This window comes from Paenibacillus sp. FJAT-27812 (genome assembly GCF_001273905.1).
GTDB lineage: Bacteria > Bacillota > Bacilli > Paenibacillales > Paenibacillaceae > Pristimantibacillus.
The window spans coordinates 2,288,195-2,312,235 of the sequence record NZ_LIGH01000001.1 but is presented as its reverse complement, the minus strand read 5'-3'; the positions used below and the strand labels follow the sequence as shown (position 1 = coordinate 2,312,235).

Annotated in this window: 24 protein-coding genes; 8 read left to right on the top strand and 16 right to left on the bottom strand. The window is 51.7% G+C overall.

The annotated features are described in order from the left end of the window. Window positions 1-91 precede the first annotated feature (91 nt). The 4 genes from ADU23_RS09985 to ADU23_RS09970 all read left to right on the top strand — a co-directional run bounded on the left by ADU23_RS09985 (window position 92) and on the right by ADU23_RS09970 (window position 4,707). Window positions 92-1,687: a histidine kinase N-terminal 7TM domain-containing diguanylate cyclase gene (locus ADU23_RS09985; protein WP_063846174.1), complete on the top strand. Its 1,596-nt coding sequence runs from the start codon at window positions 92-94 to the stop codon at window positions 1,685-1,687. Between the two features lie 37 nt (window positions 1,688-1,724). Next, on the top strand, window positions 1,725-3,092 hold the full coding sequence (locus ADU23_RS09980) for a TrkH family potassium uptake protein (RefSeq protein ID WP_053373605.1): 1,368 nt from the start codon (window positions 1,725-1,727) through the stop codon (window positions 3,090-3,092). An 80-nt stretch (window positions 3,093-3,172) separates the two neighbouring features. Further along, complete coding sequence (locus ADU23_RS09975; protein WP_442950648.1) at window positions 3,173-3,871, top strand: futalosine hydrolase; 699 nt, start codon at window positions 3,173-3,175, stop codon at window positions 3,869-3,871. Beyond that, window positions 3,868-4,707: a 1,4-dihydroxy-6-naphthoate synthase gene (locus ADU23_RS09970; RefSeq protein WP_053373604.1), complete on the top strand. Its 840-nt coding sequence runs from the start codon at window positions 3,868-3,870 to the stop codon at window positions 4,705-4,707. The genes ADU23_RS09975 and ADU23_RS09970 overlap by 4 nt, the downstream gene beginning before the upstream one ends. A 258-nt stretch (window positions 4,708-4,965) precedes the next feature. On the opposite strand, the gene ADU23_RS09965 is transcribed toward ADU23_RS09970, so the two are convergent. The 11 genes from ADU23_RS09965 to ADU23_RS09915 all read right to left on the bottom strand — a co-directional run bounded on the left by ADU23_RS09965 (window position 4,966) and on the right by ADU23_RS09915 (window position 14,653). Then, window positions 4,966-5,223, bottom strand: coding sequence for a hypothetical protein (locus ADU23_RS09965; RefSeq protein WP_053373603.1), 258 nt, complete (start codon window positions 5,221-5,223; stop codon window positions 4,966-4,968). 229 nt (window positions 5,224-5,452) lie between these two features. Continuing rightward, window positions 5,453-5,842: an ArsR/SmtB family transcription factor gene (locus ADU23_RS09960; protein WP_053373602.1), complete on the bottom strand. Its 390-nt coding sequence runs from the start codon at window positions 5,840-5,842 to the stop codon at window positions 5,453-5,455. A 1-nt stretch (window position 5,843) separates the two neighbouring features. Further along, window positions 5,844-6,272 carry an SRPBCC family protein gene (locus tag ADU23_RS09955; protein ID WP_053373601.1) on the bottom strand — a complete coding sequence of 143 codons (429 nt, stop codon included), beginning with the start codon at window positions 6,270-6,272 and terminating at the stop codon, window positions 5,844-5,846. A 161-nt stretch (window positions 6,273-6,433) separates the two neighbouring features. After that, window positions 6,434-6,814 carry a DoxX family protein gene (locus ADU23_RS09950; RefSeq protein ID WP_053373600.1) on the bottom strand — a complete coding sequence of 127 codons (381 nt, stop codon included), beginning with the start codon at window positions 6,812-6,814 and terminating at the stop codon, window positions 6,434-6,436. A 216-nt stretch (window positions 6,815-7,030) separates the two neighbouring features. Beyond that, complete coding sequence (locus ADU23_RS09945) at window positions 7,031-7,354, bottom strand: FlxA-like family protein (RefSeq protein ID WP_063845978.1); 324 nt, start codon at window positions 7,352-7,354, stop codon at window positions 7,031-7,033. A gap of 89 nt (window positions 7,355-7,443) precedes the next feature. Next, on the bottom strand, window positions 7,444-8,643 hold the full coding sequence (locus tag ADU23_RS09940; protein ID WP_082311051.1) for an amidohydrolase family protein: 1,200 nt from the start codon (window positions 8,641-8,643) through the stop codon (window positions 7,444-7,446). Window positions 8,644-8,671: 28 nt separating this feature from the next. Next, entirely contained in the window at window positions 8,672-9,388 is a 717-nt protein-coding gene (locus tag ADU23_RS09935) for an ABC transporter ATP-binding protein (protein ID WP_197286054.1), read from the bottom strand. Beyond that, window positions 9,375-11,204 carry a branched-chain amino acid ABC transporter ATP-binding protein/permease gene (locus ADU23_RS09930; RefSeq protein ID WP_053373597.1) on the bottom strand — a complete coding sequence of 610 codons (1,830 nt, stop codon included), beginning with the start codon at window positions 11,202-11,204 and terminating at the stop codon, window positions 9,375-9,377. The genes ADU23_RS09935 and ADU23_RS09930 overlap by 14 nt, the downstream gene beginning before the upstream one ends. 25 nt (window positions 11,205-11,229) lie before the next feature. Next, a complete protein-coding gene (locus tag ADU23_RS09925) occupies window positions 11,230-12,111 on the bottom strand; it encodes a branched-chain amino acid ABC transporter permease (RefSeq protein WP_053373596.1) in 882 nt (293 codons plus the stop codon). Window positions 12,112-12,138: 27 nt separating this feature from the next. Further along, window positions 12,139-13,383, bottom strand: a complete 1,245-nt coding sequence (locus tag ADU23_RS09920; RefSeq protein ID WP_053373595.1) for an ABC transporter substrate-binding protein — start codon at window positions 13,381-13,383, stop codon at window positions 12,139-12,141. Between the two features lie 28 nt (window positions 13,384-13,411). Then, complete coding sequence (locus ADU23_RS09915) at window positions 13,412-14,653, bottom strand: amidohydrolase family protein (RefSeq protein WP_053373594.1); 1,242 nt, start codon at window positions 14,651-14,653, stop codon at window positions 13,412-13,414. 257 nt (window positions 14,654-14,910) lie between these two features. On the opposite strand from ADU23_RS09915, the gene ADU23_RS09910 reads away from it, so the two are divergent. Then, the gene (locus ADU23_RS09910; protein WP_053373593.1) at window positions 14,911-16,611 is read left to right on the top strand and encodes a PucR family transcriptional regulator; all 1,701 of its coding nucleotides are present in this window, start codon (window positions 14,911-14,913) and stop codon (window positions 16,609-16,611) included. Between the two features lie 142 nt (window positions 16,612-16,753). Here ADU23_RS09910 and ADU23_RS09905 read toward each other — a convergent pair whose 3' ends face one another. The 5 genes from ADU23_RS09905 to ADU23_RS09890 form a co-directional block, all read right to left on the bottom strand. Further along, entirely contained in the window at window positions 16,754-17,512 is a 759-nt protein-coding gene (locus ADU23_RS09905) for an HAD family hydrolase (RefSeq protein ID WP_231637348.1), read from the bottom strand. 218 nt (window positions 17,513-17,730) lie between these two features. After that, window positions 17,731-17,883, bottom strand: coding sequence for a hypothetical protein (locus tag ADU23_RS32720; protein ID WP_157265706.1), 153 nt, complete (start codon window positions 17,881-17,883; stop codon window positions 17,731-17,733). Between the two features lie 24 nt (window positions 17,884-17,907). Then, on the bottom strand, window positions 17,908-18,465 hold the full coding sequence (gene hxlB, locus ADU23_RS09900) for a 6-phospho-3-hexuloisomerase (RefSeq protein ID WP_053377556.1): 558 nt from the start codon (window positions 18,463-18,465) through the stop codon (window positions 17,908-17,910). A gap of 5 nt (window positions 18,466-18,470) precedes the next feature. After that, on the bottom strand, window positions 18,471-19,103 hold the full coding sequence (gene hxlA / locus ADU23_RS09895) for a 3-hexulose-6-phosphate synthase (protein WP_053373592.1): 633 nt from the start codon (window positions 19,101-19,103) through the stop codon (window positions 18,471-18,473). A gap of 128 nt (window positions 19,104-19,231) precedes the next feature. Next, the gene (locus ADU23_RS09890) at window positions 19,232-19,567 is read right to left on the bottom strand and encodes a winged helix-turn-helix transcriptional regulator (RefSeq protein WP_053373591.1); all 336 of its coding nucleotides are present in this window, start codon (window positions 19,565-19,567) and stop codon (window positions 19,232-19,234) included. A gap of 179 nt (window positions 19,568-19,746) precedes the next feature. Between ADU23_RS09890 and ADU23_RS09885 the strand changes: the two genes are divergently transcribed. The 3 genes from ADU23_RS09885 to ADU23_RS09875 all read left to right on the top strand — a co-directional run bounded on the left by ADU23_RS09885 (window position 19,747) and on the right by ADU23_RS09875 (window position 23,969). After that, window positions 19,747-20,466, top strand: a complete 720-nt coding sequence (locus ADU23_RS09885) for a 3-ketoacyl-ACP reductase (RefSeq protein WP_053373590.1) — start codon at window positions 19,747-19,749, stop codon at window positions 20,464-20,466. Window positions 20,467-20,618: 152 nt separating this feature from the next. After that, window positions 20,619-21,635 (top strand): LLM class flavin-dependent oxidoreductase, encoded by a 1,017-nt coding sequence (locus tag ADU23_RS09880; RefSeq protein ID WP_053373589.1) that lies wholly within the window; start codon window positions 20,619-20,621, stop codon window positions 21,633-21,635. 183 nt (window positions 21,636-21,818) lie between these two features. Then, window positions 21,819-23,969: a YhgE/Pip domain-containing protein gene (locus ADU23_RS09875; RefSeq protein ID WP_053373588.1), complete on the top strand. Its 2,151-nt coding sequence runs from the start codon at window positions 21,819-21,821 to the stop codon at window positions 23,967-23,969. Window positions 23,970-24,041: the final 72 nt, after the last annotated feature.

Sequence of the window (24,041 nt, the reverse complement as noted above, 5' to 3'; positions counted from 1 at the left end):
AGCTACTATGGTAAAATGTGTCCGTAGCCTTTGTTCTTTTACTTCAAGAAGAACCAACTAATTCCGCTACACCCGGGAGCCGCTTATGCCGATGACCTTTAATTCCCCTATTTCCCAGTATATTATTATTGTCGTTATTTCCGGCGTTCTTAGCGTGCTGCTTGCCATATATGCTTACTACAACAAGACGAATTTCACAGGCATGAAAGTATTTATGTGGTCGACTATTTTATCCGCCGTTTATACCTTTGCTTTTGCTTTCGAGCTGGCAAGCGATTCGCTTAGCGAAATCCGTTTCTGGTTAAATATCGAGTATATCGGCATGCCATTTATCGCCCCCTGCAGTTTGCTGCTGATTATGCACTACGTTGGGCTTGATAAGTTCATCGCTCCCAAAAAAACTTGGGGGTTGTTCGTCATTCCAGCCATCACGCTGCTGATGGTCACGACCAATGATTATCATCATCTGTTCTATAAGGCGCTTATTTTGAGGCCGCATGTGCCAACGCCGATGGTTGACGTGGTGCCGGGCCTCTGGTATTACGTCCATGGCAGCTATACATCCGGATCGATGTTCGCCAGCTTATTTATTTTGGCACGCCATTGGAAGAAGACGAAAGCAGTCTATCGCAAACAATTGATTACGCTTGCCATCGGTATCGCACTCCCTATGCTGGGTGCGCTCTCTTATGTGCTAGGGCTTACGCCGCTTGGGATGGATCCCGTTCCGATTCTGATGTGCATAACGTCAGCGCTGTACCTTGTGTCCATCTTCTCGACGTCGCTCTTAACCGTAGCACCCATCGCGCGCGAGCATATCTTCGAGAGTATGCGCGACGGCGTGCTGGTGCTCAATTTAGAAAATCAGATTATGGACTTCAACGGAGCCGCCACGCAAATCATTCCGTCGCTGACGCCCGCGGCAATCGGCCAGAGGCTTGAGGACATATGGAAGCGCGGAGCCGAATCCGGCGCGTTCTCGTTTGGCGTAGACCCTTCCATTTTGCATGAGCAGGAGCTTAAGTGGATACGGGGCGGGGAAACGTACTATTACCGAATTAGAGCATCGAACCTATTAAAGCCTAACGGGCAGCTAGCAGGCAAAACGATCGTTATGATCGACGTGACGGAGCATACGCTGCTTCAGAACAAGCTGCGCCATCTCGCCGAAATCGACGGGCTGACGTCCATTTATAATCGTACTTTTTTTATGGAAAAAAGCAGGAAGCTGCTTAGCTCCGCCCATCAAACGGGTGAGCCGATCTCCTTTATCTTGTTTGATATCGATTATTTCAAACAGATCAATGACCGCTATGGCCATAGCGTCGGTGATTTTGCCCTTCAGCATGTCGTCTCGATTTGCCAACAAACGCTGCCGGGCAGCGCACTGCTTGGACGCTACGGCGGAGAGGAATTCGCCATCTGCCTGCCGGGAGCAACTCTTGCCGACGGCGGACAAGCCGCGGAGAAGCTTCGCATGGAAATAGCCGGCAATCCGTTGTACAGCTCTGCCAAAGCGATTACGATTACGGCCAGCTTCGGGGTTGCGCAGGCCAAATCGGCGGATGTGCCGCTGGAAGTGCTGCTAAGCGAGGCGGATATCGCCCTCTATCGTTCCAAGCATAGCGGACGGAACGCCGTCCATCTTGCAACGGACGACCAAGTACATGCAAACGAAGAAAAATAACCATACTAGCACGAAAGAGATAGGTGGAGTTGATGCTATGCTAAAGATAGCTTCCCTGCGCAACAAATTGCGTTTCCGACCAAGTCCGCCGCAGGTGATGACCTTCGGCTTTATTTTAATCATCTTTATTGGCGCTCAACTGCTATCACGGCCAATCGCGTTTACCGATGAAAGATCCATTTCCTATATAGACGCGTTGTTTATGTCTGCCAGCGCCACTTGCGTCACAGGCCTTACCGTCCTTAGCACGGGCGAGCATTTCTCCACCTTTGGTCAAGTCGTTATTATCGTACTCGCCCAAGTCGGCGGTCTGGGATTTATGACGATGGCGACCTTATTTGCGCTTCTGTTCCGTAAACGGATTTCGTTTCGCGAGCGGCTTGTGCTTCAAGAATCGATGAACTATGGCTCAACCGAAGGCATTGTGCGCCTAATCCGCAAGGTGTTGATCTATGCCCTAGTCATCGAGCTCTCGGGAGCCATATTGCTAAGCAGCTATTTCATGCTGGAAATGCCGATCGGGAAGTCGATATATTTTGGCATATTCCATAGCATTTCGTTCTTTAATAATGCGGGCTTTGATTTGTTCTCCCAATTTCCGGACAGGGCAAGCAGTCTCATTCATTACGTAGAGGACCCGTTCGTCAATATCGTATCGATGCTGCTGATCTTCTTCGGGGGGATTGGCTTCATCGTCATATCCGAGATCGTAACCTTTCCAAAAAACAGAAAGTTCAGCTTACATAGTAAAGTCGTATTATCCGTAACGGGTTTCCTTACTGCTTTTGGCGCGATCGTTATTTTTGCGCTGGAGTTTTCCAATCCGAACACGCTCCAGTCGTTATCCGGCATCGGCAAAATTTTGAGCTCGTTATTTCAGTCGGTTACTGCCCGTTCTGCCGGTCTAAGCACTGTCGATCCGAGCATGCTGAGAGAGGTTACGCAGTTCTTCCTTATCCTGCTAATGTTTATCGGTGCAGGTCCGGGCTCTACAGGCGGCGGCATACGTGTGACGACCTTCGCGATCCTCATCGGGGCGATTATTGCGATGATTCGCGGAAAAGACGACGTCGTCCTGTTCCGTTACCGCATTGCCAAGCAGCAAATTCATCAGGCGATTATGTTTACGATGATTGCCTTCTCGATTATTTGCGGGGCGACCATGCTGCTCTCCATAACCGAGACAGGCTCGTTTTTGGCTATCCTATTTGAAGCAACGTCTGCTTATTGTACGGTGGGCATGTCGGCAGGCTTAACGAATCATCTGAGCGAGGCAGGCAAAATCATCATTATATTGCTTATGTTCGTCGGACGTTTAGGACCGGTTACGCTCGCTTTCGCGCTCAATACGCGATCGAAGAAAGAGCTGTATCGTTACCCTGAAGGCAAAATCACGATCGGCTAACGTCATTTGCATCCGCAATCTAGCGAGTGATACGATAGATAAATGCAAGCTGATAGGTTACAAAAGGAGATTACGGAATGATGCCATCACATTCACATAATGATTCTGTCCACATGTCTCATGAACGCGAACGGCGTGTTTTGATCGTTACCGCTGTTGACGCTGAGCGGGATGCCGTCCTTCGCGGACTGCAAGGGCTAGCAGGCGTTGACGTCATTGCGGCTGGCGTAGGCGTGGCAGCTGCGGCAGCAGGCACTGCCTTTGCGCTTGCCAAATCAGCTGCCGATTACCGCCTCGCCATAAGCGCCGGAATCGGCGGCGGCTTTGTCCAAAGAGCTGCGATCGGCTCGCTTGTCGTTGCCGATCTTATCGTTGCCGCCGACTTAGGGGCGGAAACGCCGGACGGGTTTCTCAGCGTAGACGAGCTCGGATTCGGGTCGGCTTACGTTACCGCAAGCGCCGATTGGAATAAGCGTCTGCTTGAAGCCATTGAATCGGCTGGTTTACCGGTTAGCAGCGGCGCTATTCTGACCGTCACGACGGCAACCGGCTCCGCTGAGACTACCGCTGCGCTCGAAGAGAGGATTAGCGGCGCTGCAGCCGAAGGAATGGAGGGGCACGGCGTTGCAGTCGCCGCCTCCAGCCTCGGCATCCCTGTCGCCGAAATCCGGGCGATCTCGAACGCGGTTGGCCCGCGTGATCGCGCCGCGTGGCGAATAGGCGAAGCATTAGCTGCATTAGAAGCAGCAAGTAAAGCTATACGGGAGGTATTACAATGAATATTGCTTACTCACCATGCCCGAATGATACATTTGTCTTCCACGCTTGGGCGCACGGACTTATCCCCGGCGCACCCGAACTGGATGTAACCTATGCGGACATCGACATTACGAATAATTGGGCCGCCAAATCCAAAGGCCCCGAAGTGATGAAAATTTCATATGCAGCCCTTCCTTGGGTTTTAGACGATTACAAGCTGCTGCCTTGCGGCGGCGCGCTCGGCAGAGGCTGCGGCCCGCTCGTACTAACGAACAGCAGCGAGGAAGGAGCAAGCAATCCCGCTGCTCTTTCCGGCAAACGGGTAGCGGTTCCTAGCGAACGCTCAACCGCCTATCTTTTGTTCCGCTTGTGGGCTGCCCGCCATGTACCAGGCGGCGTTGGCGAAATTGTCGTCATGCCTTTCCACGAGATCATGCCTGCCGTGCGAGATGGCCAGATCGATGCCGGGCTCGTTATTCATGAGGCCCGGTTTACTTATCCATCCTATGGACTCAGCATGCTCACGGATCTGGGAAGCTGGTGGGAGTCCGATACGGGCCTGCCTATCCCGCTAGGGGCAATCATAGCCCGCCGCTCGCTGGATACGGATGCGATTACCGATTGGATCCGCGCATCCGTCGACTATGCGTGGACGCACCCTGAGGAATCCCAAGCTTATATTATGATGCACGCCCAAGAGCTCTCGCCAGAGGTGGCTCAGGCGCATATCGATCTCTACGTCAATGAATTTACAGCGAACCTAGGCGACGATGGTTACGCCGCGATTACCGCTCTACTTGGCCGCGCGGCAGACGAAGGCCTAGTGCCAAGCTTCGACCTATCGCTGCTGCGATGAATGACAAACAAGAACGAGCCTTCAGAAGCGTCGCTTCTAAGGCTCGTTTTCGTTTAATCGGAGTCGTGAATTTCGTAGAACAGCGTCCTCACATATGAAATAACAGGAAAATATCCAGCTAACTACTGATTCCCGCTCGAAATTTGTTATATTAACGGGAGTTTTTCCCGTTAAGTTTGCTAAGCTAGCTTCAATCGCTCCTTCGGCAAATTTGGATGGCATCTGCGTTTGGTCGGATGTATGCACTAGAAAGCTTCCTCACGGACCAAATAATAACGTTCCGAAGAGCATAAAAACGAAATATAAGAAAAAAGCGAAAATATTGAGCATGACAAGCCATAAATCCGTATTCGAATCTGTCTTTCTTAGTGCTAGGATAGCGAAAACGATACCGATTGGCGGAATGATAAACGTAGCTAAAATGCCAAAATTATCGAACCAATGACCATAATGAACAAAGAAACCGTCCAGCACAAACAAAATAATCGTTATAACAACTGTTCCTATTGCAATCATGCGACTCTTTTGAAAACTCAGCTTATCTACACCTCCAACTAGTTTTCAATCCCAAAACCAAGTTTACCATTTATCGCCAAGAGATTTCTATCTCAATAGCATGCTCCACAACAGCCTCCGTTGCGTCTATTTTCTACGCCTTTAACCGACAAAAAAAAGCAGGAGCCGCCCTTCAAGGCTAACAGCCTTGCAAGACTACTCCTGCTTGATTTGCAAAAGGATATCTCACCTAATCGCTTGAATCCCGATCACGATCTGCCAACGAGAGCAGGCCAAATGATTCAACGCCTTCGGCATCCTCATCCGCTTCGACAAAACGTTTAAGTGCAAATAATTTATTTTCCCAATAACGCTCGTAATAGGCGAGCCATCGCTTGAGTTCAAGCAGCGGCTCCGGGTCCAGCCGGTAGCGCGTTTCCCGTCCAACCTTGCGATCCTTGACTAGCCCGGCATCCGCCAATACGCGCAAATGCTTCGATACCGCCGTGCGGCTCATCGTAAAATGCCCGCTTATAACGGTGACCGGCAGCTCCTCGTCGCCAAGAAGATGCAGCAGCTTCCGCCTGGTCGGATCGGCAATGGCCTGAAACACATCATGCTTTGGTGCGGCATCTGCCATCTTAGGCCTCTACATGCTTGCCGAGTCTTCCCACAAGACCGGTCCAGCCTTCCGACATATGCTTGCGAATCTCACCATGCGGCTGCCCGAATTCAGTAACCTTGGCTGCATCCCAACCTGCATGGATAAGCGTAAATTCTGTTTTGCCTTCCAAAGCGATAAGCTCGAATGTTAATGACCAATCCTTGCCCCATGCAAAAGTGAGACGGTTGGGAGGATCAAGCTCCGTTACCTTGCATGGTGATTTCCCGAATGGCCCTGCCTCTAGATGAAACTCGTAGCCAAGCTCAGGCTGAAAATCATTTGGCATAAACCATGCTGCGATGCCGTCAGATGTCGCCACCGCATCCCATACCTTTTGAATCGGCGCGTTAAGTACAATCGTTTGTCGGATATCCGGCAAAGTCTCTTGCGTATTATTGGTTCCCATTTGATGACCTCCATTTTATGTTTCCGTGCCGTCTAATTGCGATAATACGAAACCTTTTGGTTTCACATCGCTATTATATGACACCTTTAGGTTTCGTGTCAAATGGCATGGCAACCGCATCCGCTAGTCATCCCTTTTTCCGGTACCCTATGCCATTACGCTTATCCCTTATTGAAACCCGGGAACTGCGCCAGTTCTCCGTATTGAATGATGAATATAACGGCAGCAAGGATAAATAACACGACGGATGGCATCGTTTCCTTCGCTTTGTCCTTCAGGCGAATATGAACAAGAATAGCGCCAATCATCGTTACGCCGAGCAGCAAGCTGCCTGCAGCAGCCCAGCTAGGCTCCCAAATGCCAAGAATTAACGCCGCGGCTCCGATTAACTCAACTAAGCCAGTGACGACGCGAAACCATTGCGGCAAGCCCCATAGCTTAAAGTGATCGACATGCATTTTCAAGCCGCCAACCTTTCCGATTCCCGCCATTAAAAATGCTAAGCCAAGCAAGCCTTGCAGTACAATCGTTACGATATCCATTATGATTCCTCCCTCATTCATTAACTGAGCTTGTTCCAAGCACAGTATGTCTCAAAAAAATCGCATCCCCGCTAGATAAATGCAATCTTTATAAGCACATATTAGCCCGCCGCCTTTTAAAAGTCAATCGTTTCCAACGTACCCACGGTATAATTTCATTCCAGCTCCTGAGCCATGCAAAAAAGGGCTGGCAAGCGCCAGCCCCTACTTAACGTCTTATACACGAACGTCGAATGTCCGGTCTGAATTAGCGACTGCACCGGTTACCGCTTTAGGCGTGCCAACACGCGAAGCAGCTTCTGGCCGACTAGCTTCATCGGCGCCAGCTTTCGCTTTCTGCTTTGCAATCTCCTGCTGCAACTGCTGTATTTGCTGCTGAATGGCCTGAGCCTTCTTCTCTGTTGTTGCTTGGTCGTCTTTGCTGTCATTCACCTTTTTGAGCTCAGCCTGCAGGCTGGTCAATTGCTTCTCCAGGCTAGACGTATCCGCTGGTCTAGATGAGTAAGATGAATTGCTGCTTGATACAGATGATAGGTTCACGGTTTTTCGCCCTCTCTATGATCGCTTTATGCTTGAAAGCCAATCATAGAAAAGAAATGAACCCAGCATGAACAAGCATGCCGGCCGGCTTAAATCATTAAGCCGGCATGGTCAGCCTTTGGCAGCGCCTCTGCCCATTTGCCGCCTACAAGCTTGCCGCTGGAGAAAGCAGCTTCGCGGACAGGTGCGGATGCCATGGCGTGTTTCGTGTTCACCGCCGATACGAGCATAAAGCTGGCCGTGTCGCCCGCCTCCGGCGTAAGCTTGCCTGCTGAAATAAGCGAATACGTTTGCAGCAGCGCTTCATCTAGTATCCAGCCGAACTTCTCGGCAAGCTTCGCTCCTCTAGCAAGCAAGTCCCCGTTGCCAAACGGGCTCCACGCATCAAGAATATTATCCGAACCGACATGCACGCGCACTCCCTCGGCTACTAGCTGGTCGACGCGCGGCATCGGTCTATCGAGCGGAACGCTCGTTATAATCGCTACATTGCTATCTTTCAGCTGCTTGGCCAACTCTCCTGACTCTGCCTCCGTTACTTGCCCCAAGCAATAAGCATGGCTGACCGCCGTTCTGCCGCCCTTGCCCGCTTGGACCGTTAAGTCCGCGAACCGGCTAATCGTGTACAAGCCCAAATGTCCGGGGTCATGCAGATGGAGATCAACGCCCGCATTAAACTCCGCGCTTAGCTCAAACATTGTCTCCAGACTGCGATCGACCTGGCGATCAAGTCCAGCCGGATCAACGCCGCCAACATACTCGGCTCCCGCGCGCAGCGCTTCCTTCATAACGCCCAGCGAATCCGATCGCAGCAATCCCTGCTGCGGGAATGCGACGATCTCGATTTCCATGATGCCGCGATACTCCTCACGAACCTGCAACACATGCTCCAAATGCGAAATGCCGATTTGCGGATCAACGTCCACATGTGTCCGAATTTTGGTCGTGCCGTGGCTGAGCAGCAGATCAATAAGCCGGCGTGCTCGCTCGGATACCGTTGTCGGCAGCGATGCTAGCATTGCTTTTTCAAACGCTAATTGCCCGGGCAATGTTATAAACGGCTGCAGCGGCTTCCAAGGCTCGCCCAAAAAATGTTTGTCCAGATGGATATGCATATCGGTCGTTGCCGGCAAATAAAGCAAGCCTTCGGCATCCTTGACTCCAGCCGATTCACCGGCTGAGCTTTTGTCGCTAGGCGCTATATGTGAAATAATACCCTTCTCTGCATCCAACGTGAGATCAAATAAGCTGTCATTTATACGAATTCGGTTAATTTTTGTGATGGTCACGTTCTTCACCCTCTGCTTCAACTTTTTGTTAATGTGCTCCTAGATAAGCCTTAATCATACGGTCGTCATTCAAAAGCGCAGTGGACGATCCATGCAAAGCGATGCTTCCATTATCTACAACGTATCCGCGCTTCGCAATCGACAGCGCTTTATGCGCCATCTGCTCAACTAGCAATATCGAAGTTCCGTCATAGGCCAGCTCTTTTATAGTAGCAAATATTTCGTTCACGATAATGGGCGCAAGACCGAGGGACGGCTCATCAAGCAGCAGCAGCTTTGGTTTGCTGATCATCGCCCGCGATAAAACCAGCATCTGCTGCTCGCCGCCGCTTAGCGTGAAGGCAAGCTGGTTTCGCCGCTCATGCAAACGGGGAAATCGTTCGAACACCAGCTCCAGCTCCTTCTCGAACTGCTGCCTCGAAACCGAGCCAATCTTTCTTTTTAGCCCCATACGCAAATTTTCGACAACCGACAGCGTGCCGAAAACCTCACGCCCTTCCGGTACGAGCGATACGCCAAGATTCGACGTTTTGTTTGCAGACAGATGGGTGATTGGCTTGCCATCCAGCTCAATGACGCCTGCGTTTGGCCGAACAAGGCCAAGCACCGATTGGAGAAGCGTCGTCTTGCCAGCGCCGTTCGAGCCGATGACCGCTACAATCTCGCCCTCTTGAAGCTCCACGTCTACTCCTTTTAACGCGTGGATCGCCCCGTATCGAACGTCTAGCCCTTTAATGCTCAGCACTGGCAGCCACCTCCTCTCCGCCCAGGTAAGCCTGAATGACTCGTGGATCGCTTAGCATCTGCTCCGGACTTCCGGTACCGATAATTTTGCCAAAATCGAGCACCGTAACCGTATCGGAGACACGCTGCACGAAGTCCATATGATGTTCAATTAGAATGACCGTCATGTCATGCTTAACCAGCTTGCGAAGCAGCTCCTCCAGCTGCTCAATCTCAGCCGCCGTCATGCCTGCCGCCGGCTCATCAAGCAGGAGCAGGCTTGGCGCGGTCGCCAGCGCCCGGGCAATCTCCACCATCCGCTGATGGCCGTAAGGCAATTGGCTTGCCGGCATGTGCCGGTCACCTTCATAGCCGATCAGATCCAGCAGCGCATGGGAGCGTTCCTCCATGACCCGCTCCGCACGAAGCTGCTTAGGCGTTCGAAGCAGTGACGATCCAAACCCGCTGCGCTCGCGTTTCGTCATGCCGGTCATCACATTCTCAAGCACGGACAGCTCCTTGAATAACCGGGAGTGCTGGAACGTGCGTGCAATGCCAAGCTCTGCAACAGCAGAGAGCGAACGCGGCACCAGCGTCTTCCCATGAAGCGCAAACGAGCCTTGATCAGCGCTGTACAGCCCGGAGATGACGTTAAGCAGCGTTGTTTTACCGGCGCCATTTGGCCCTACCAGCGAATGGATCGTGCCGGATGCCACGGTAAGACTAACGTCCTTCAGCGCATGCAGCCCGCCAAAATGCTTATTGATGCCATCGAGCACCAGCATATGCTTCTCCCCCGCTCGCAGGGATGCGGAGAATAACCCTTTTTCAAGACCAGAAATGGCTAGTGTCCTTCTATCGTCCTTGCCGGCGAACTTGCTCAGCCGCGGCGAGAGCAAGCCGGCAAGCGTACCGACGATCCCTTTCGGCAGAAAGAACAGCACCGTGAACATAATACCGCCGTACAAAGCCATCCGAAGCTTCTCCATATCGAGTACCTCAGGCAAAAATACGATAATGGCCGCTCCGATGACCGGGCCAAGCACTCGCCCCGCACCGCCTAAAATAACGATAAGCACCAGCTGCACGGACGTTTGGAAGTTATACGTATCCGGACTGATAAAGCTATTCGTATGCGCGTAAATCGCGCCCGATAAACCCGCCAGCACAGAGCTTATCGCAAACCCTGCGTACTGTACGGTAAACTTTCGAATGCCAAGCGAAGCTGCGGCAATTTCGTTCTCCTTCGTCGCGATCATCGCCCTGCCCCATGAGGAGCGGCGCAGGTTGCGTGCAAGCAGCAGCGCGATGACGGCAAGGGCAAGCACGAACAAATACATGCCCTTTAGATCGAATGTATAAGCGCCGACTTGCGGCTTCGCGATGCCAGAGATGCCTAGCGGGCCGCCCGAGAAGGCGTCCCACCGAATAAGCACCTCATGAATCACGACGCCAAAGGCGATTGTAATCATCGATAGGTAAACGCCGCCCGCCCTAATGGTCGGGATCGCAATCAAGCTCCCAATCAGCAGCGAAACAAGCATGCCCACCAGAGCAACGATCCAGAAGGATAAACCATACTTGGTGCTGAGAAAGGAGGACATATACGCGCCAATCGCCATCACCCCTGCATGCCCGATGGAGACAATGCCGCAATAGCCGATCAAAATATTCATGCCCGTGCAGGTGATTACAAAAATCCCGATCATAAACAATAGATTCAAATAATACGTATCGACCATCCAAGGCCCTGCGGCAAGCAGCCCTATCGCTGCAAGGCCGGCAATCCATCCCGCAGCCGCGCGATAGCCAAAGCTTAGTCTTATAAGTTGATTCATCTGCGCACCCCCTGACGATCCGAAATTACACTTTAACGATAGTTTTGCGTGCATTAAAGAGACCCATCGGCTTCCAATACAGCACAAGAATAACTAAGCCGTATACGAACATCTCCCGGAATGCCGTCGAAATGTACTGTCCGATGAACGCTTCCGATATGCCCAAAATAAGTCCCGCGGCAACGATGCCCTTCGGATTGTTCACTCCCGCGAGAATTGCCACCGATATTGCCTTAAGCCCGAGCGGCAGCCCGATATCGACGGAAACCGCGTAATTAGTAGACATTAAAGCGCCGCCGATTCCGGCCAGCAGACCGCTAAGCACGTAAGCGACCGCCACAATTTTGTTGCTGCTGACGCCCATAATCTCTACAGCCGTCCGGTTGTCCGCCGTCGCCCGGAGCCATAAGCCCCAATGCGATTTTTTGTAAAATAAAATAAGCAGCAGAAGCAATACACCGACTACCGGAAGAAAAACAAACTCCTTCCAATAGATGCCCGCTCCAAAGATCCGCAGCATCTGGTCGCCCGCCGGGGAAGGCGTTACGCCCTCGTCCGGGCCGTTAATGTAGAGGGCAACGTCTTGAATAATAATGCCGACCGCAATCGTGCTGAGCACCCACTCGATCGAATTGGCGCCCTTGTCGAACTTGCGGATCGCAAGCCGCTCAATTCCTAAATTCAACAGCCCAACGATGAGCGCGGCCAGCGCGAAAGAAGCGAAGAAGGGGAGGTGCAGCAGCTCGGAAAAACCGAACATCAGCACCCCGCCAAGCATGACCAGCTGTCCCTGCGACATATTCAGCGTCCCATTCACTACAAACGTCAAGCTGTAGCCAAGCGCGATCAGGGCGTATAGGCATCCAACCGAAAGCCCGCTTATGACGAGCTGAAGTATAATCGACATGTCCATCCTTCTTTCCTTTATTGTGACTTATTGCTTGTCGGAAATAACGAGCTTGCCATCCTTCCAAACGCACATGAGGTACGAGTTCACATCAACCGCATCGTGATTTTCTGGCGTGAACGCTTGCTCCCAATCCTTAATCACGCCGCTATACGTGCCCAGATTCGTCTCCAGCGTATTTTTGATTGCCTCGCGATCCTTCGCAAGATCACCGCTGAGCCCTGCCTTCTCAATTGCTTGGAACAGCATCATCGCGCCGTCATAGCCTTGTGCCGCAGATGCAAAGGTCGTAGGGATATGCCCGAATTTTGCCGTAAAGTCTGCCAAAAACACCTTTGCCGTCTCGCGCGTTTGGTCCACGTTGAAGTTAGCCGTTTGAATCGCATACGTGCCTTCCGCCAGCTCCTTGCCTACCTCTTGTGCGCCTTTGTTCGCCATGCCGTTCTCGCCGACAATCGGCACCTTCCAGCCGAGCTTATCCATCGCTTGCAGCACGTAGCCATTCGCTGCGCCTTGGCCGAACAAGTAAATGACCTCTGCTCCCGCTTCCTTCGCGCGGTTTACCTGTGCCGTCATATCCTTATCCTTCGCGTTATCAAAAGACTCCACCGCTACCGGCTTCAGCTCTTCCGCTTCCAGTACCTTGGTCATCGCTGCCGCAGCGCCCTTGCCATATCCGCCATTCTCGTGCAGTACCGCAATATTTGTCGTTTTAAAATGTTCTTTGATGAACTTGAGCGCATACTGCGCCGTAATGTTCGCATTCATCCGTACGCCGAACGTCCAAGGCATGCCGGATTCAACCGAAGCTGGAACGTTCGAGGTCGCAACCATAAACGGGAACTTTTCCTCCATAATGATTGGGGATTGCGCCAGCATAACCGTGCTGTGAAAGCCGCCGATAGCGGCAAGCACTTTCTCCTTCTGGCTAAAATCACGAATGATGCTGATGCCGCGCGTCGGATTTTGCTCCGTATCGCGCACGACAAGCTCGACTAGACGGCCGTCGATGCCGCCTTTCGCATTCACCTGATCAACCGCCACTTGCACGCCTTGGTAGAGATTGACCGAGTTCATCGCGTTATCGCCTGTCGCTTCCGTAGACATCCCGATCAGAATCGGTTTCTTGCTTTCGGCGCCTTCACTGGCAGCAGGCGCATTCGCTGCCGTTGACTTCGCATCGTTATTGCCGCCGCCACAAGCCGCCAGCACCCACGTCATGACAATAACCAGCAATCCTAACGTCCATTTTTTCCCCGAATGCTCTCTCATCTCAAAACCCACTCCTCTATTTGGTCTTTTATAAAAGCCCTTGCAAGCTGCTCGCAACATGCGTCTCCGCTACTTTAACGCCACGCTTCCATACCGTTCTCTGCTCTGGCTTATCCAGCAAAATGTCGCGCTCGGACGCTACCGCGAACAGCACCATATCCGCTTGCGCCCCTATTTGCAGCCCGTAATGCTGAATGCCTAGCGCCCTTGCCGCTCCATCCGTCAGCATCTCTATCAATTGGCGAGCGTCGGCTTCGCCTCCCATATAAGCGGTAACCGCAAGCAGCCAAGCCGTCTCAAGCGGGTCCGCTTTGCCAAACGGCGTAAACGGGTTGCGCACGTTGTTGACGCCGATGACAACGTTCACGCCTTTCTCCCGCAGCAAGCTGATCGGCGCAAGCCCTCGCCGCTGCTTCTCCTGATCGCCCCTGCCGTTAATGAACAAATCGGTAGCCGGCAGGCTCATAATATGAAGATCGGCTTCCTTGATCAGCTCGGCTGCCTTAGCCGCTTGCCCACGCTCGAGCGAACCTAACGAGGTTACATGCCCCGCCGACACTTGCCCTTGCATGCCTGCCGCGATCGTTCTTCGTGCAATCTCAGCGATCGCCAGCTGCTCGGGGTTGTCTGAGAAGTCAGCGTGGAAGTCGATCGGCTTGCCGTATTTGTCCGCCAGATCGAACACGAACTGCAAATGAGCGGATAAGTCCAAATCCTGATACGTAATGCCGCCCACGACATCGCCGCCAAGCCGCATCGCCTCCTCCATAAGCTCGGCCGTACCAGCGCTTTTGCTGATGCCCTCCTGCGGAAATACGACGATTTGCAAATCGAGCGCGTGCTTCACCTTCTCTTTCAGCTCAAGGGCAGCCTCGAATGCGGATAAGCCCAAAATCGGATCAACCTCCGCATGGCAGCGCATATGGGTGACCCCGCTGCGGACCGCTTCGCGTATGACCGCCATGGAACGCGCCGACATATCCTCTTTGGTGAAGCCTTGCTTCATATCGGCGGTCATCCGGATCGCATCCTGCAAGGATGCCGCCTCCTGCTCCATCCGCGATAGCAGGTACGCCTTATCCAAATGAATATGCGGCTCTACAAATCCCGGGAGCAGCATCCCCCCATTGCCTTGCTGGATCCTATGCGCTTCTGGCAAATGCTCGCCGCCGCTCGGCGCAAGGTATACGATCGTCCCCTGCCGTATGCCGACGTCCATGAGCCTTGTTTCCTTTTGCAGCCGTACCTGTGTAAGGAGTAAATCCAGCATAGCTCTCACCTCTGATTAAGCATTTTGATATTCGGCTTAGGACGGAAACTATCATCCAGTGCGCCCTCACGTTTATGTGATGTTATCTAACATTGATTCCCTTGAAAAAATCATAACTGCTCGCAGACTCGCTGTCATTGTTCGATAAGTCCAAAGGTTCCTATTACGTTTGGATCATTCGTCCAGCATACTCTTTACAGCAGCTTTAATCGGTGTTAATTTTTATATCATCATAATGATTGAAAGGATGGACAACCATGCTGCTTGAGCAATTGCTTTCCAACGCCATATTTGCCAAATCGCAAATTATTGCCGGCCACAGCGGCTTATCGCGCACCGTTCAAACCGTTAACATTATGGATGCTCCCGACATCATTCATTTCTTGCGGCCAGGCGAGCTGCTGCTCACGAACGGCTATTTTATGAAGGAGAATCCCGGCGCGCTTCTTGAGCTTATGACCAAGATGGATCAGCTCAAATGCTCGGGCCTGGCAGTCAAAACAAGACGGTTTGCGCTCGACATTCCGCAGGAGGTCATGGATGAGGCGAATCGGATTCATTTTCCGATTATCGAGATTTCTTCGGTGGAGCATTCGCTCGGGGAAATTTTGCAGCGCTCGACTAGCGTTATTTTGGATAACAGAAACGATGAATTACAGTACTCGCTAACGATCCATAAGCAGTTCTCGGCGATGATTATGAAAGGTAACGGTATCCCGGAGATTATTACCGCGCTTACGCAGCTTCTGTCCTCTCCCATACTGCTGTTAAGCAGCAAGCTGCAGGTTACCGCCCACTCCCATCATTTCATGCAGCCAAGCATGCAATCGCTTATCTCTGCCGCGGAGTCGGTGTTACGTGGTATTCCCGCCATTCAAGCCCCGGCACAGCTCTGTTTGCTTGATGAAGCGCTTCGAAAATATCGCCATATCGAGCTGTATCCCATATTCACCTATCGGCACGAGGGGTATCTCATCGCCTTCCAGCCCAAGCAGGCGGCATCCAACCAGTATGGCTTAACGCTCGAGCAGGCCTCCAATGTTATTGGCATGGAGATGACCAAGCGACAGGCGGTTAAGGAGCGGTCACGCCGCTATAAAAACGAGTTTTTCTCCGATTTGATCGATGGCTTTATTGGCTCCGAACACGAAGCGCTTCATCGCGGCAAAAAGTACGGCCTCAAGCCGCAGGGCACATGGCTGCTATTAGCCGCGCGCAAGGACGAGCAAACAGGCTTAAGGGGAGGCATGACAAAAAACGCTGCATCTGCCGATGAGCGGTTAATTTCCGAGCGAGACGTGCAATATGAGCTGATTAAGCGCCATTTCCTGCAGCTCGGTGCAGACTTTGTCATGTTTACGAAAAATGATTTGTTCGGCATGCTGTTGTTCATTCAAGAGCCCAAGTGGGAAGAGAGCGCGTTTTTGAAGCAGCTCGCCGCCATGTCGGATCAGCTTCACGAGCAATCCCAGCTCAGCATTTCGCTTGGCATCGGCAATCCCGTTACGAATGTGCTCGACATCGGGCTCTCCTACAACGAGGCGGTCAAAGCGCTGCAAATCGGCTATCAAATGAAAAAAACGAGGTTTATTCAATCGTATCAATCCAAGGATATCAGCTATCTGTTCCGGATGATTCCTTATGACGAGCTGAAGCAGTTTTACGAGGAAACGTTCCAATGCTTCTCTGGGGCGGATGAAAACGAGCAAAAAGAGCTGATGCGCACGCTGAATATTTATTACGATACCCAGTGCCAGCTCGTCGAGACGTCCAGGCAGCTTTTTGTACATCGCAATACCGTTATCTACCGTTTAGACAAATGCGAGAAGCTGATGTGCATAAAGCTCAAGGATCCCGTTGCCAGCCTCCGCTTCCGCATCGCCTTTGCGATCGAGCCTCTCTTGCGAGTGGGCAAAAGCGATTCCAGCCATCGCGAGCCGGGCTTTTTGGGGAGATAGCATACCGCTTCGCTGAACGATTAGGCGCCCTTATCGCGGTATTTTTAAGGCCAAATAAGTTCGTTTGCGGTTGGATGCTTTAATTTCAGCTTTTTACTTTGCAGTTTGCTTATCCGTGCTTGCTGCAACGCCGCGTGCCCTATTATCGCCAGCCTGGAATCTTACGCAGGTCGCCGTCGCATATTCGCCATTTGCTTTCCACAGCCATATTGGCTGGCGAAGTTTCCGTATGCAGGTAACAGCCGTCGATGCCAACAAGGCGCGCGCCTTCCATATCCGTACGGGGATCGTTCCCAATCATAAGCGCCGTCGACAAATCAATATGGTGCCGCTCGCATAAATACGAATAGAAAAGAGGATCGGGCTTGCTTACGCGGGCAACCGATGATATGGCAATCCCGTCAAAATAGTCATAAATACCGAGCGAGTTCAGCTCCATCTCAATAAACGTTTTCTGTCCATTGGATAGAAGGTAGATGCTTTTGCCTTTGTTTTTTAGACCCGTGAGAACATCGATGGTTCCGTCATACAGCGCCAGCTTGCGCATCGACAATATGCGGAACCAACGTACCGCCTCTTGCAGCCATGCCTCAGTGGCATTTCCCTTTAGCTTCCGGACTACATCAGCCAGCACATCCTCCATCACGAAGTCGGGAAACTCGCAAAACTTGCGGCCTTCTGCCATATGCTGCTCGACTTCGCTAAGTATAAGCGCTTGCAGCGCTTTTTTCGACACCGTCATCCCGTTATAGCGAAAATATAAGGCCATGCTCTTCCAAAGCTGCGGACTTTCCTCATCCGTTTTGATATCAACTAGCGTTCCGTATAAGTCAAAAATATAAGATTGATACAGATTGCTTCCTCCTCCAGCATTTATGCAAACGATTGCATTAATATGCATATCGATTTTCTTCGGTTCTCTCGAAAAAAACTTTCCTCTGATATTACCACAAATATTGTCATTTTGGTCAACAACAATTCGCGGCAAAAAACTCAGCCATTTTACGTTGCCGTTTGTGCAGCAGCCAATCCAACTCTGCGAACGATTCTATTGCACAAACTGCAACGCAGCGCGCCAAACTCCACATGATCGCTCTATTCCCTCTATGTCGCCTCCATTTAAACCTTCTCCATAACAGAAAAAAACTGCACGACAAGGCTAATCACCTTATCGCGCAGCCGCAGCACCTTATTGCCGCTTGCAAACTCGCCAGCCAGCACGCTCAGAAAAAAAGAGACGTGCCCGCGGTCATTCTGACCAACCTCAGGCATCGTCTCTTCAGCGTCTATGACCGATTATTCCAAATTCGCATGATTGCCATACATCGCATTGCCGCTTAGCTCCTGCTTCTCCATTAGCCGCAAAATAACAGCATCGCATACAAGCAGCAGCATTTGCTCAAACAGCGAGCCCATCGGCTGGATCGTTGTGGCCGCTTCGCCCGCCCGATCCTTTGGCGCTCCCGGCAGCTTCACCACGATATCCGCTAACCCGCCGATTGTCGAGGCTTGCGAGAGCGTCAATGCGCCTACCTTCGCTTCAAGGCTTCGAGCCTTCTCCGCCATCGGCACAAGCGACTTTGTCTCGCCTGAACCGGAGCCGATCAGGAGCAAATCACCCTCGCGCAAGCTTCGGGTAACCGTCTCGCCTACGACATAGACGTCGAGCCCCAGATGCATGAGCCGCATGGCGAACGCCCGCATCATCAGCCCGGAGCGTCCTGCCCCGGCCACGAATACGCGTCCAGCCGAGCTGATCGATTCAGCCAACTGCACAAGCTGGTCTTCCGAAAGCTGATCCGCTGCCTGATTTAGCTCATTCAATACTGCAGACAAAGTATGATTGCTTGGCATCATCCTTAACCCTGCTTGATCAATTGCTGCATTTCAGATGCCGCTGCTTTGATGTCCGCTTGTCCGGTAATGCCTCCGCCAACGATAATTAGATCAGGCGCCACAGCAATAACCTCGGGCAACGTGCTTAGCTTGATCCCGCCAGCTACGGCTACCTTCGCATTTTTGACAACGGCTTTGATCGTACGAAGATCCTCGAAGGAGTTTTGTCCTTCCGCTTGAAGATCGTAGCCTGTATGCACGCAGATGTAATCAACGCCAAACGAATCAACCTGTGCAGCGCGCTCAGCTAGATTTTTTACGGCAATCATATCGACCAAAATTTGTTTCCCTTGTTTTTTGGCTTCTTCAACAGCGCCCTTGATGCTCGCGTCCTCTGCTACGCCTAGGATCGTCACGATATCCGCGCCGGCTTCAGCAGCCTTCATAACTTCATAGCCGCCTGCATCCATGATTTTCAAATCCGCAAGGACAGTCAGGTTAGGAAAAGCCTCCTTAAGCGCCTTAACCGCATGCAAACCTTCGTTAATCACGATCGGCGTGCCAATTTCCACTACATCAACAAAAGGCTCCACTTGCTTCACGACTTCAATGGCTCCCGGAATATCAACAAGGTCTAACGCTAATTGCAATTTCATTTATCGTTCACTCCTCATAGGCTTGGTTTGACTAACAACCCCTATTCTAGACACTCATAGTCAAAAAGAATAGTACGCACTTTGATGTAACGTAGTACCCATTTGGGAACTATGAGGAGCTTTTTTTATCATTCCGGATGCTGCTTCGCATACCTTTCCTGATGCTGCTCGCCCCATTTTGACATGACGTTAAGCAGATCCTTTACCGTTGCTCCGTACTCCGTTAACGAGTATTCCACTTTAGGAGGCACCTGCACATAAACCTTCCGATCAATGATGGCGTCATCCTCTAATTCGCGCAGCTGCTGCGTGAGCATTTTTTGAGTAATGGCCGGCATTTCCCGTTTCAGCTCGCCAAAGCGATGCGTTCCCTCGGTTAAATGACAAAGGATGACCGGCTTCCATTTGCCGCCTATTACCTTTAAGGTAAGCTCTACCGTCTCTTTGAAATGCTGATCTCCCAACACAAACGACTCCTTTAGTATAAAAATGATACTATCTTACTAAAAAGTTGGTACTTGCTATAAGTATGGTGTAGCATAATAATAAGACTTAATGGGTTTGATACCTTAATAAAAGGATATCATACCTGTGTCGCATCACACGAATCAAGAAAACAGCTTCAAGCAGAGGAGAGATTAGTTTGGAATTAAAAAATAGATCAGCGATCATTACCGGTGCTGGAAAAGGGATCGGCAAAGCGATTGCCGTCGCGCTTGCTTCAGAAGGCGTTAACCTTGGATTAGTCGCTCGTACAAGCTCCGATTTAGAAGCTTTGCAAGCTGAGCTTGCGAACAAATACAGCATTAGCGTTTATATTGCAAAAGCTGACGTATCCGTAAAAGCGGATGTTGATCAGGCCATTGCGGCGCTGAAAGAAAGCTTAGGCTCTATTGATATTCTTATTAACAATGCAGGAATCGGCACATTCGGCACCTTGCTCGATATGGACCCGGATGTGTGGGAGCAAATCATTCAAACAAATGTCATGGGAACTTATTATGTGACCCGCGCCGCGCTTCCAACCATGCTTGAGCAAAGCAGCGGAAGCATCATCAACATCGCTTCGAGCGCAGGCGAGCGCGGTTTTGCAACCGGCTCCGCGTACTGTGCGTCCAAGTTCGCCGTTATTGGCATGACCGAGGCGCTGATGCAGGAGGTTCGCAAATCGAACATTCGTGTCACCGCTTTGACTCCAAGCACAGTGAACACCGAGCTTGCTTCCAATGCCGGTCTCAAAATCGGCGACGAAGACCGGATGATGCAGGCGGAGGATTTGGCTGAGCTGGTGTTAGCAGCACTCAAGCTGCCTGATCGCGTATTCATCAAAACAGCCGGCATCTGGACAACAAACCCGCAATAAACGCTATTATCCGCAGCCCCTCGCCCTTAGCTGGCGCTGGGGTTTTACGTTTAGGCACGGTCTTTTTAGGTTTGCCGGCGCTACCCTGTGAAACCATTAACGCGAAACGAGCACCTTCTCGTTTACGCTTTCCTTAGGAGGTATGATCCGTTATGTCTATTCCTAACATTCCCTTTTCGATATTAGATCTTGCGCCAATCGTTACCGGCAGTACGCCTGCGAGCTCGTTCCGCAACACGCTAGATCTTGCCCAGCACGCCGAGAAATGGGGCTACAATCGGTTCTGGCTTGCGGAGCACCACAATATGCCCGGCATCGCCAGCTCCGCAACCTCGGTTGTCATCGGTTATGTAGCCGCAGGCACGGAGAAGATCCGCGTCGGCTCAGGCGGCATTATGCTGCCAAACCACGCTCCGCTCGTCATTGCCGAGCAATTCGGCACTTTGGAGTCCATGTATCCGGGGCGGATCGATCTTGGCCTTGGAAGAGCGCCTGGCTCTGACCAGGTTGCGGCACGCGCGCTGCGGCGCGGACTCGGCAGCAACGGCGAGGATTTTCCTGAGCAGCTAAACGAGCTTCGCCATTACTTTAATCCAAGCGCAGAATCCCGCGGCGTCCTGCCAAGAGCCGTTCCGGGCGAAGGCTTGGACGTGCCGATCTGGCTGCTTGGATCAAGCGGCTTTAGCGCTCAGCTAGCCGGGCATCATGGCCTGCCGTTTGCGTTTGCGAGCCATTTTGCGCCGGACTTCTTGCTCCCGGCTTTGAAGCTGTACCGCGATAACTTCAAGCCCTCTGACGTGCTCGGCAAGCCTTACGCCATGGTTGGGCTAAACGTCATTGTCGCGGACACGGATGAAGCCGCAGCCTTTCTTGCCACCTCGCAGGAGCAAGCGTTCCTGAACCTTATCCGCGGACGGATGGGACAGCTGAACCCGCCTGTCGACAGCATGGACGGCCTGTGGAACGAGCAGGAGAAAATGATGGTGCAAAGGCAGCTCAGCTTCACGATTGCGGGCACGAAAGCAACCGTCAAGGAGAAGCTAAGCTCCATCATTGAGCAAACGGAAGCCGACGAGCTCATCGTCGTCAGCCAAATCTACGATCACGCAGCACGTCTTCGCTCCTTCGAGCTGCTTGCTGAGATTGTGAACGAGAATCGTTCGGTGTAAATAAACAATAAGCAGCAGCTCACGGAAAAACTGTGCACTGCTGCTGCTTTCTTTTTTCTATATTCCCATTCCAGCTTCCCACCCCCTCCAGCCGAATTTCTACGTTTGCTTTAACAATTCCGTGGTGTAGATTTCCGCTTATTCAGCTATACTAAGAAAAACATTTTTTGGGAGTGGGAGAACATGGGACATATCTGGGCCATTTACAGCAAGGATCTTCGCAATATTTCTCGAAACAGCGCAGCTGCCATCATCATTCTAGGGCTCGCCTTCCTACCTTCCCTATACGCGTGGTTTAACATTAAAGCGTCTTGGGACCCGTACGGGCAGACCGGCTCACTCGCCATTGCCGTCGTGAACAATGATGAAGGCGCCGAGCTTCGCGGGACGCCTATTCATGTCGGGGATGAAATTATAGCCTCATTGAAGGAAAACAAAAAGATCGGCTGGGTTTTCGTTGAGGAGAAGAAGGCGATAGAGGGCGTCAAACATGGCGACTATTATGCCAGCATCACGATTCCCGCCGATTTCTCGGCAAAAATGGCAACCGTGCTGACGGACAAGCTGCAGCAAGCGGAGCTCGACTATGCCGTAAACGAGAAGATCAATGCGGTATCGCCAAAAATTGCCCAAAAAGGGGCGAGCGGCATTATTGAAGAGGTTCGTGCCAGCTTCGTCAAAACCGCCAACGAAACGATTTTTCGCATTTTCAATCAAATTGGCGTAGAGCTGGAGGCTAATAAACCTGCTATTGAGCAGGTTCGCAATACGGTGTTCAAGCTAGAAGCGTTGATTCCGCAAATTAACGAGGCCGTAGCCCTTGCGTCCACCGATATCGACAAATCGAAAAAAATCGTCGCGACCGTACAGACAGAGCTGCCAAAAGCAGCCGAGCTTGCCAAGGACGGCGAGGCATTTACGAAGCAGCTTGGTCATTTTTTTGACCAAAGCGGAGCGACGCTCGATACCGCAGGTCCGCTCATCAAGCAGGATTTGCAGCTGCTGCTTGAAACCTCCAATTCGATTGGGGCGCTCACTGGCATCTTGCAGGACAGCTCGATTGATCCAGAGGCCGTGAAATCAGCCGTCGTCCTTGCCGAGAAACGGTTAACGAGCGCGGTTTCGGTTACGGGAGGCATGATCAATCTGCTTGAGCGTTTAAACGAAACGGTTGATGGCAAGCTGTTGACGTCTACAATAGACCGGCTGAAGCAGGTGAACAGCCGATTTAAACAGCAGCTTGCGCTCGTTCAGCAGATCCAGTCGGCAATCGATAAAGGCGAGAAGCCTGCCCAGACTCTTATTGACCGTCTGGGCACCTTATCCAAGGAAACCTCACAGATTCTAACCGATGTGCTAAGCCGGTACGATAGTGAAATACTGCCGCGCATTAAGCAAGCAGCCGGTAAAGCGAAGCAGGCGGCAGCAAAGGCGCAGTCGGTCTTAGCGGAGGCTAACAAGCTGGTTCCGAGCGCCTTGCAGGTAGTAAATGATGCGGCGAAGGGGCTTGAGCTAGGCAGCAAGGAGCTGGCGAAAATCCAGAAAAACCTGCCTGCCGCGGAGCAAAAGATTAAAGATTTTGCAAAGCGTATCCGAGACCTTGAGAAGGAAGGCAACTTGAATGAGCTTGTTGATTTGCTCAAAAACGATGCCGAGCGCGAGGGCGCATTTTTTGCAGAGCCTGTTGTATTGAAGGAAAACCGGCTGTTCCCGATACCTAATTACGGGTCGGCGATGTCCCCCTTCTTCACAACGCTGTCCTTATGGGTTGGAGCGCTGCTGCTCGTTTCGCTGCTGACCGTGGACGTTCATCGCCCAGAGAATACGTACCGGAGCTATCACATTTACTTTGGCCGCTATCTCACCTTCCTTACGATTGCCATCGTGCAGTCGCTGCTCGTGACATTAGGCGACATTTATTTGCTTAAGGCGTTCGTTGCCGACAAAATGTGGTTTGTGCTGTTTGGCGTCGTTCTTAGCGCTGTATTTATGCTTATTGTGTATACGCTCGTATCCATATTTGGCAATGTCGGCAAGGCGATGGCAATCGTCCTGCTCGTGCTCCAGCTGGCTGGATCGGGCGGTACCTTCCCTATTCAAGTGACGCCGCCGTTTTTCCAAGCGATTCATCCCTTCCTGCCGTTCACGTATGCGATCAGTATGATGCGGGAAGCTGTTGGCGGTATTTTATGGGACATCGTTGCCAGAGATCTGGTCGCTCTTGCGATCTTCGCCGGCGTGGCGATGCTTCTGGGGCTCGCGCTGAAAAAATGGATTAACCGTTATTCTGTCAAAATGGTCGAGAAAGCGAAGGAAAGCGGATTAATTCACTAGAAGAATATTTGACTAGTCAGCTGTTTCTATGAATAATAAAATAAATAGATATAGCAAACTCGATAGGAGGAA